The sequence below is a fragment of the Gordonia amarae NBRC 15530 genome (genome assembly GCF_000241345.1).
GTDB lineage: Bacteria > Actinomycetota > Actinomycetes > Mycobacteriales > Mycobacteriaceae > Gordonia > Gordonia amarae.
In genome coordinates this window covers 88,826-96,329 of sequence record NZ_BAED01000075.1, presented here as the reverse complement: position 1 = coordinate 96,329, position 7,504 = coordinate 88,826, and the positions used below count along the sequence as shown (strand labels likewise).

The 7,504-nt window shown below is 66.6% G+C and carries 9 protein-coding genes; 4 read left to right on the top strand and 5 right to left on the bottom strand.

Translation table 11 applies throughout. The features are described 5' to 3' along the window. The first annotated feature begins 92 nt into the window (after positions 1 to 92). Both GOAMR_RS24950 and GOAMR_RS22375 read left to right on the top strand, forming a co-directional pair. Positions 93 to 266 carry a PIN domain-containing protein gene (locus tag GOAMR_RS24950; protein WP_138943856.1) on the top strand — a complete coding sequence of 58 codons (174 nt, stop codon included), beginning with the start codon at positions 93 to 95 and terminating at the stop codon, positions 264 to 266. Positions 267 to 373: 107 nt separating this feature from the next. Next, positions 374 to 799 (top strand): hypothetical protein, encoded by a 426-nt coding sequence (locus GOAMR_RS22375; protein WP_050942852.1) that lies wholly within the window; start codon positions 374 to 376, stop codon positions 797 to 799. Positions 800 to 851: 52 nt separating this feature from the next. Here GOAMR_RS22375 and GOAMR_RS22370 read toward each other — a convergent pair whose 3' ends face one another. From GOAMR_RS22370 to GOAMR_RS25780, 5 genes are all read right to left on the bottom strand, one after another. Continuing rightward, positions 852 to 1,925: an ABC transporter substrate-binding protein gene (locus GOAMR_RS22370; protein ID WP_040516113.1), complete on the bottom strand. Its 1,074-nt coding sequence runs from the start codon at positions 1,923 to 1,925 to the stop codon at positions 852 to 854. A gap of 14 nt (positions 1,926 to 1,939) precedes the next feature. After that, a complete protein-coding gene (locus tag GOAMR_RS22365; protein WP_083837078.1) occupies positions 1,940 to 2,821 on the bottom strand; it encodes an ABC transporter permease in 882 nt (293 codons plus the stop codon). A gap of 49 nt (positions 2,822 to 2,870) precedes the next feature. Then, positions 2,871 to 3,689 (bottom strand): ABC transporter permease, encoded by an 819-nt coding sequence (locus GOAMR_RS22360; protein ID WP_005193393.1) that lies wholly within the window; start codon positions 3,687 to 3,689, stop codon positions 2,871 to 2,873. Further along, the gene (locus GOAMR_RS22355) at positions 3,682 to 4,512 is read right to left on the bottom strand and encodes an ABC transporter ATP-binding protein (protein ID WP_005193392.1); all 831 of its coding nucleotides are present in this window, start codon (positions 4,510 to 4,512) and stop codon (positions 3,682 to 3,684) included. The genes GOAMR_RS22360 and GOAMR_RS22355 overlap by 8 nt, the downstream gene beginning before the upstream one ends. Before the next feature lie 82 nt (positions 4,513 to 4,594). Continuing rightward, the gene (locus tag GOAMR_RS25780; RefSeq protein WP_005193391.1) at positions 4,595 to 5,233 is read right to left on the bottom strand and encodes a LysM peptidoglycan-binding domain-containing protein; all 639 of its coding nucleotides are present in this window, start codon (positions 5,231 to 5,233) and stop codon (positions 4,595 to 4,597) included. Positions 5,234 to 5,419: 186 nt separating this feature from the next. Here GOAMR_RS25780 and GOAMR_RS22345 point away from each other — a divergent pair, with 186 nt between their 5' ends. Then, on the top strand, positions 5,420 to 6,607 hold the full coding sequence (locus tag GOAMR_RS22345; protein ID WP_005193390.1) for an NAD(P)/FAD-dependent oxidoreductase: 1,188 nt from the start codon (positions 5,420 to 5,422) through the stop codon (positions 6,605 to 6,607). Further along, positions 6,604 to 7,491 (top strand): RNA polymerase sigma factor SigJ, encoded by an 888-nt coding sequence (sigJ, locus tag GOAMR_RS22340; protein ID WP_005193389.1) that lies wholly within the window; start codon positions 6,604 to 6,606, stop codon positions 7,489 to 7,491. The genes GOAMR_RS22345 and sigJ overlap by 4 nt, the downstream gene beginning before the upstream one ends. Positions 7,492 to 7,504 lie beyond the last annotated feature (13 nt).

Below are 7,504 nucleotides of genomic sequence, written 5' to 3'. Positions count from 1 at the left end.
CCCCGGGGCGGTTCAGTCGTCCGCAACAGTGAATCGATATCGCGGTACGAGATCCTGTCAGGAGCCGTCCGCGACGAGTACGATCCGCCCCGGTGAGACGAGTTATCGACGCGAGCACGTTGGTCGACGCGTTCCTTCCCGTCGAAGCTCAGCTCGCCGCACGACGAACGATGAAAGATCACGTGTTGTGGACACCGTCGATCCTCGACATGGAAGTGATGTCGGCAGTCTGGCGGCTCGAGATCACGGTCGTTCTACCGGGCTGACCTCATCTCTCCGCAGGCCTACAGTGGGGAGATCCATCCGAATCAGTGAGCTAGGTGTCCGCGCCATCGTGCACGTCGTCGGCGCCGCATCGACAGGAGGAGATGGCATGAGGAAAATCAGGCATGTTGTGATGTCCGGAGCGGCCGTCCTGGCCGCGGCGGGCGCGGTCGTGACCGCGGCAGGCCCGGCCACGGCGTCGACGACGGTTCGGTTCCAGGTTCCGCCCGCGCCGTTCGGCAATCCGAACGGCAGTTTCGACGTTCCGGCGATCCGGTGCGTGGGGGTGGTGGGTGCGAAGCCCGGCGTCATAACCATCACCGGTGGCGACGACGGACGCTGGGGGTGCACCCCGAGCACCCCGGTGCACTGGATCAACCTGTCGACCGGGGTGCGCGGGTCGGCGAAACTGTCGCACGGGCTGCACGGCAATCCGCCGACGGTGGATCTGCGTACCGGCCCCGGCAGCGTCGTCGTGACGGTCACCCCGAGCGGCATCACCGTCCCCGGCTTCCTGTCGGCGCAGGTTCGGTGAATCTATCCGGAATCCTGGTGCCGCCCACTGGCACCAGGATTCCGGATAGATGTCACTTCTTGAGGTCGGGGTTCTCCTCGTAGACCTCTTTGATGAGGGACATGTCGAAGATCTGGTCGGCGGTGATCTTGTAGCCGGCCTTGGCCAGGGCCTCGATGTTCTCGGCGATCAGTTCGTCGGTCATGGTGAGCAGGCCGTTGGCCTTGGTGTCCGCGGACACGACGAGTCCGTTCTGCGCCTTGGCTTCCAGGGTCTGCTCGGCCTCATCGAGACCGAGGTCTTTGCCGTACTTGGTGACGGCGAGTTTCGCCGATCCGGCGGGGTCGGCAACGGCGTCGTACCAGCCCTGGATGTCGGCCTTGATGAATGCCTTGAGTTTGTCGCGCTCGTTGTCGATGGTTTCCTGCCGCACCACAAGGGTTTCGGCGACCAGCGGCAGGTGAAAGTCGGCGAACAGGAAGTGGGTGTTCTTGAAACCGGCAGCTGCCAGCGTGATCGGCTCGTTGGTGACGTAGCTGACCCAACCGTCCACCTCGCCCTTGGTGAGCGGGGTCGGATCGTACTGGACGGTGATCTTCTGAACGTCGCTGTCCTTCATGCCATTTGCGTTCAGCAGCGCCTTGAAGACGTTCTCATTGGAAGCCTGCACACCGATCTTGCGGCCCTTCATCTCCTGCGGCGAGTTGATGGGTTTACCGGCGGAGGAGACGATGCAGAACGGATTCTTCTGGAAGGTGGCGGCGACGGTCTTGAGTTTGGCCCCCTGCAGGATGACCGGTGCGGTGAGCTGCGGCGCGGTCATACCGATCCACACCTTGTTGGAGGTCAGCCCCGTCTCGACACCGGTACCGGCACCGCCGCCGGTGATCAGCTCCGGCGTCATCCCCGCCGCTTGGAAGTAGCCCTTCTCCAAAGCCCAGTATTCACCGGCGAATTCGATGTTCTTTTGCCACGACAGCTGCACCTTGGGATTACTCGACGACGAACCGCCGCCGGAGTCGTCGTCGCTGCCGCAGGCGGTCAGCGCACCCGACACACCGAGCGCGCCGAGCGCACCGCCGGCGAGCATCGAGTAACGCAGGAACGAACGCCGGTCCATTCCGGAGGCCGAGGAGGAGGTGGTCATGTGCGTATTGCCTTTCACGTCAGTTCCATACCCATCCGGGCCAGGACGACTGTTTCGATGATGCCGACGATCGCGTACAGCACGATCGAGGACACCGTGATCACCAGCACCGACGCCCACAGTTCGTTGTAGGCGGCGGCGGGTAGAGCCTGTTGCAGCGTCGCACCGAGCCCCTTGTTGGTGCCGAGCCATTCGGCGACTGTCGCACCGATCAGTGCGCCGGGCACCGAAACCTTTGCCGCGCTGAACAACGCGGGCACCGCCGACGGAATCGCCGAGCGCCGCAAGGTGGTCCAGCGGCCACCCCCGTACACGGTGATCACATCACCGATCTGCTTGGGCGCACCCGCCAGGCCGGTCATGATCATCACCAGTGCCGGGAAGAACACGACGATGCCGCCCATCACGGCCACCACCGCCACCCCGCGACCCACCACCAGCGTGATGATCGGGGTCATCGCCACCAGCGGCACCGACCGCAACAGCATCGCGATGGGCATGAAAGTCTGTGCCGCCGAACGGGACACAACGAACAGTGCGGCGGCGACAATCGCGGCGATCATGCCGGTGACGAAGCCGATACCGGCGTCGGCGAGGGTGATCCAGAGATCGTCGAAGATCGTGCCGCGCGCCCGTGCGGCGCCGTCGTCGGTGAACAGGAAGGCGAACACGTCGGCGGGGGTGCGGCCGATGATCGGGCCGACGTCGGGGAAGGCGAGCAGGAACAGCCACCAGATCGCCAGGATCAGCACGAACGACAGGACCAGCGAGCCGAGGAACCGGGCAATCGGCCACAGCGCGGCGACAATGCCGGGGGTGGCCTTGTCACCGGCCGAGGACGCCTCCTCGATGGTCACCACCGAGGTTTCTGTGGTAGCGCTTGCTGTGTCACTCATCCGAACACCGCCTGGCCCGACGACCCCTGCGTAACGCTAGCCGTGTCACTCATCCGAACACCGCCTGGCCCGAGGACCACCGCGTGGCGAATCGTGCGATGACGGCGACGATCCCGTACCCGATACCGGCGATGGCACCGCTGATCAGCGCTATCGCCCACACCTGCGGGATGTCGCCGCGTTGCTGGGCGACGATCATCGCCGGTCCGGCACCGGTCTCCGGCATCGCCAGGAACTCGCCGAGCACCGCACCCAGCACCGCGGCGGGGGCGGCGATCTTGACGGCGCCCAGCGTGTTCGGCAGCGCCGATACCAGCCGCACCCGCCAGAGTTGTTGCCAGCGGCCGCCGCCGTACACCTTCACCAGGTCGAGGCTCCGGCGGTGCGGGGTGCGCAGGCCCGACAGGGTGCCGATCATCGTCGTGAAGAACACCGAGATGGCGGCGAGGAACACGATCATCGTCTGCACCTCGGCGAAGGCCACCTGGATGATCGGCGCCACCGCGATGATCGGGGTGCAGTAGGAGACGATCGCCAGCTGGGTGGCCAGACCTTCGATGGGCGGGAACAAGATCACCGCGACGGCCAGCGCGATCGCCAGCAGGTTGCCCCACACGAAGCCGCGCAGCGCCAGTTCCGTCGTCTCCGCGAAATGTTTGGCGTAGAAGGAGAATCCGGTGTCGCTGATCGCCGACAGCACGGCCCACGGGGTGGGGATGGTGCCGCGGAACCATTCGAACGCACCGGCCATCGACCACAGCACCAGCAGCCCGGCGATGCCCACCGCACCCGCCGTGTACCGTCCGTCGGCGATCCGTTTGAGCGCCGGCACCGCGGTCGGCGCCGGCGCGGTGGCGACCTCAGACATGCGCCGCCTTGTCCCCGGATGCCTTGACGCCGAACAGCACCCCCGACAGGTGATCGTGGATCGCGTGGAACTCGGGGGTGCGCATCATCTCCGGCACCCGCGGGCGCGGCAGATCGATGTCGACGACCTCGACGACCCGGCCGGGCCGTGGGCTCATCACGGCGACCGTGTCGGACAGGAACACCGCCTCGGCGATGCCGTGCGTCACCATCAGCGTCGTCGCCGGTTTCTCGGTCCAGATGCGCAACAACTCGACGTTGAGGCGCTGGCGGGTCATGTCGTCGAGCGCGCCGAACGGTTCGTCGAGCAGCAGCGCGGTGGGCCGCACGACGAGGGCCCGGGCGATGGACACCCGCTGGCGCATACCGCCCGAGAGCATCGCCGGTTTGGCCTTCTCGAATCCAGTGAGGCCGACGAGTTCGATGAGTTCGGCGACGAGGCCGTCGCTGTCTTGGGAGCCACCGGCGTCCTTGACCCCGCCGACCTGTAGCGGGAGCCGGATGTTGGATTCGACGGACCGCCACGGCAGTAGCGCCGAATCCTGGAAGGCGATGCCGAGCTGGTGGTTGCGCTGCAGTTCCTGCGGGGACTGCCCGTTCATCAGGGCGGTGCCCGAGGTGGGTTTCTCCAGGCCGGCGAGGATGCGTAGCACCGTCGACTTGCCGCATCCGGACGGCCCGAGGAGCGACAGGAACGATCCCTGCGGGGTCTGTAGCGACACCTCCGACAGAGCCGTCACCGTCGAACTCCCACGCAGTCCGCGGGTGGTGAACGTCTTTGTCAGAGCAGAGATGTCAATCCCTGTGCCCAGGGGTGCGGTCATGCCACGTGACGCTAAGAGCCGTCTGTTAAACCACGATTACCGGGCGGTAACTCTCTTTTGCCACACGAACATTACCCGGACCTCAGCTCGGCATGAGCAGGGTCTGCCCGGATACGATCGCGTCCGGGTCGGTGATCCGATTGGCGGCGATCACGATCGGCACCCAGCGATGCAGCCAGGCGTCGCCGTACTGGCTCGTGCACACGCCGCGCACCGTCTGGCCGCCGACCTGCACGCGCCGGTTGAATCTCGGCGCGATGATGACCTGCCCCGGAGTCACGTCGGACGACGGGAGGCGATTGGCGCGTTCGATGATCACGGCCAGACTCCGGTCGCCGTACCATCGTTCGGCGAGGATCTGCAGGGATTCGTTCTCGACGACGGTGTGCCCCGGCACGTCCGCGATGTCGGGGATCAGCAGCCAGGCGCCGGGGTCGATGGCGCGTTGCGCGACGTGGTTGGCAACCTCCCAGATGATGGTGTCGGCCGGTTCGGAGTAGTACCTGTGCGTGATCTCGGCGCGGGCCGCACTCGAGTCGGGTCCGGCGAACCGGTGCCGTCTGGTCACGTACGGGATGAGCAGTTCCTGGCCGACCGTGATGAGGTCGGGGTCGGCGAGGTCGTTGGCGGCGGCGATCACCGTGTACAGCTCGCCGTCCCCGTATTCGGCATCGGCGAGTGCAGACAAGGTGTCGCCGGCACGGACGGCGTACTTCTTCATGGTGCGGGCCTTTCACTCGGGAGCTGTCCCCTCGACACTGTCATCGCCCCGGGGCACGGTCGCGAGTAGTCGACTACCCGAATCGCCGGACCCTTCATGATGTGATCTACATCACTCAGTGTCACGCGGTGGCATCGTACGGTGTCTCAGGGGTGTCCCACACCCTCGACCACGCAGGAGCCCACCATGAAAACCCGCGAAGCCCTCGGACAGAACACCCGCATCGTCGTCATCGGCGGTGGTTATGCGGGCACGATGGCCGCCAACCGGCTCAGCGGCACCGGTTCGCAGGTGACGGTCGTCAACGCCCGGCCGCAGTTCGTCGACCGCATCCGCCTGCACCAGTGGGCCGCGGGCACCGGTGAGGCAGCCCACGACCTGGGCACCCTGCTCGCCGACGGGGTGCGGTTGGTCATCGACAACGCCGTGCGGATCGACGCCGACCGTCGACTGGTCGTCCTGCGATCCGGCAACGAACTCCCCTACGACTATCTGGTGTACGCCGCCGGGAGCACCGGCACGCCGCACCATCTGATCCCCGGGCTGGCCGAGCACGGATTCGGTGTCGGAGACTGGGAATCGGCGCAGCGCCTGCGCGAACATCTCACGATCGAGAAGGGTCCGGTGACCGTCGTCGGCGGCGGACTGACCGGGGTGGAGACGGCCGCCGAACTCGCCGAACTCGGACATCCGGTCCGGCTGGTGTGCGACGGACCACTCGTACCGTCGTTCGGCGATCGGGGTCGCCGCGCCACCGCCCGCACACTCGACCGGCTCGGGGTGCGGGTGTTCGACGATAGGCGGGTCACCGCGATCGGGGCGCGTTCGATCACCGTCACCGCAACTGACACGACCGAGGAATGGCCCAGCGCCACCACCATTGTCGCGGTCGGCTTCGGCATCCCGCGGCTGGCCGCCGACAGCGGACTGACCACCGATCCCGACGGTCGGCTCGTCACCGACGAAACCCTCACCAGCGTCGACGATCCGCGGATCGTGGGTGCCGGAGATGCTGTGGCACCGTCGAATACACCGTTGCGGATGTGTTGTGCCGCCGCGGTCCCACTCGGCCTGCACGCCGCCGACACCGTCATCGCCGCAATGAAAGGTGATCGGCCACAACCAATCAGGATCGCTTTTGCCGCACAGAACGCCTCGCTGGGCAGGCGGAACGCGGTCATCCAGACGTGCCACGCCGACGATACCCCCCGCTCGACGGTGATCGTCGGACGGTTCGGCGCGGTCATCAAGGAACAGGTGTGCCGGTTCGTTCTTCGCGGTTTCAGCTGGGAGGCGCGGCGGCCGGGTTCGGTGCGCGGCCTCTCCCGCAAGGCCCGCACCACAGACGAACTGGCCCAGGCGGCGCCGCGATGACCTCGACCCACGCCGAGCAGTTCACCGAGTTGCGGCCGCTGCTGTTCACCGTCGCCTACGAGATCCTCGGTTCGGCCACCGAAGCCGACGACGTGCTGCAGGAAAGCTATCTGCGCTGGGCGCAGGTGGATCCGGCGACGGTGGACAATGTGCGCGCGTATCTGGCGCAGATCGTCACCCGGCAATCGCTCAACGCGCTGCGTGCCCTGAGCCGCCGCCGCGAAGAATACGTGGGGCCGTGGCTGCCCGAACCGATCCTGATCGACGCCACCGACCCCGTCGACGATGTGGTGCTTGCCGAATCCGTCTCCACCGCAATGCTGATCGTCTTGGAAAGCCTCACCCCCGACGAGCGTGCGGTGTTCGTGCTGCGGGAGGTGTTCGCGTTCGGTTACGGCGAGATCGCCGGGATCGTCGGCAAACCCGCCGCAACGGTCCGCCAGATCGCGCACCGCGCAAGGGGTCACGTGCACGCCCGCCGGCAGAAGTTCGCTCCCGTCGACACCGCGCAGGCCACCGAGGTGGTCAACCGGTTCTTCGCCGCCGCCCTGTCCGGGGACGTCGAACAACTGATGGCCGTCCTCGCCCCGGATGTGGTGTACCTGGCCGACAGCGACGGCAAGATGACCGCCGCCCGGCGACCGGTCCACGGCGCGAAGGCCGTCGCCACAATGCTCCTCGGGCTGCTCCGGATCTCGGGCGACGACCTGCGGCTGGACGTGGGCATCTACAGCAGCATGCCGGGCTTCGCCGTCCACTTCGACGGCAAGCCGCAGGGCATCTTCGTCCTCGACGTGGTCGACGGCCTGCTGCAGAACGTGTACGCCATCCGTAACCCGGAGAAGTTCGCCGGTGCCCACACGGCCCGGCACATCGCGCGGTGATCCTGTCCCAAAC

Coding starts and splice junctions, on each gene's coding strand:
- GOAMR_RS22375 (WP_050942852.1), top strand. CDS start 374: ATGAGGAAAATCAGGCATGTTGTGATGTCCGGAGCGGCCGTCCTGGCC.
- GOAMR_RS22370 (WP_040516113.1), bottom strand. CDS start 1,925: ATGACCACCTCCTCCTCGGCCTCCGGAATGGACCGGCGTTCGTTCCTG.
- GOAMR_RS22365 (WP_083837078.1), bottom strand. CDS start 2,821: ATGAGTGACACAGCAAGCGCTACCACAGAAACCTCGGTGGTGACCATC.
- GOAMR_RS22360 (WP_005193393.1), bottom strand. CDS start 3,689: ATGTCTGAGGTCGCCACCGCGCCGGCGCCGACCGCGGTGCCGGCGCTC.
- GOAMR_RS22355 (WP_005193392.1), bottom strand. CDS start 4,512: ATGACCGCACCCCTGGGCACAGGGATTGACATCTCTGCTCTGACAAAG.
- GOAMR_RS25780 (WP_005193391.1), bottom strand. CDS start 5,233: ATGAAGAAGTACGCCGTCCGTGCCGGCGACACCTTGTCTGCACTCGCC.
- GOAMR_RS22345 (WP_005193390.1), top strand. CDS start 5,420: ATGAAAACCCGCGAAGCCCTCGGACAGAACACCCGCATCGTCGTCATC.
- sigJ (WP_005193389.1), top strand. CDS start 6,604: ATGACCTCGACCCACGCCGAGCAGTTCACCGAGTTGCGGCCGCTGCTG.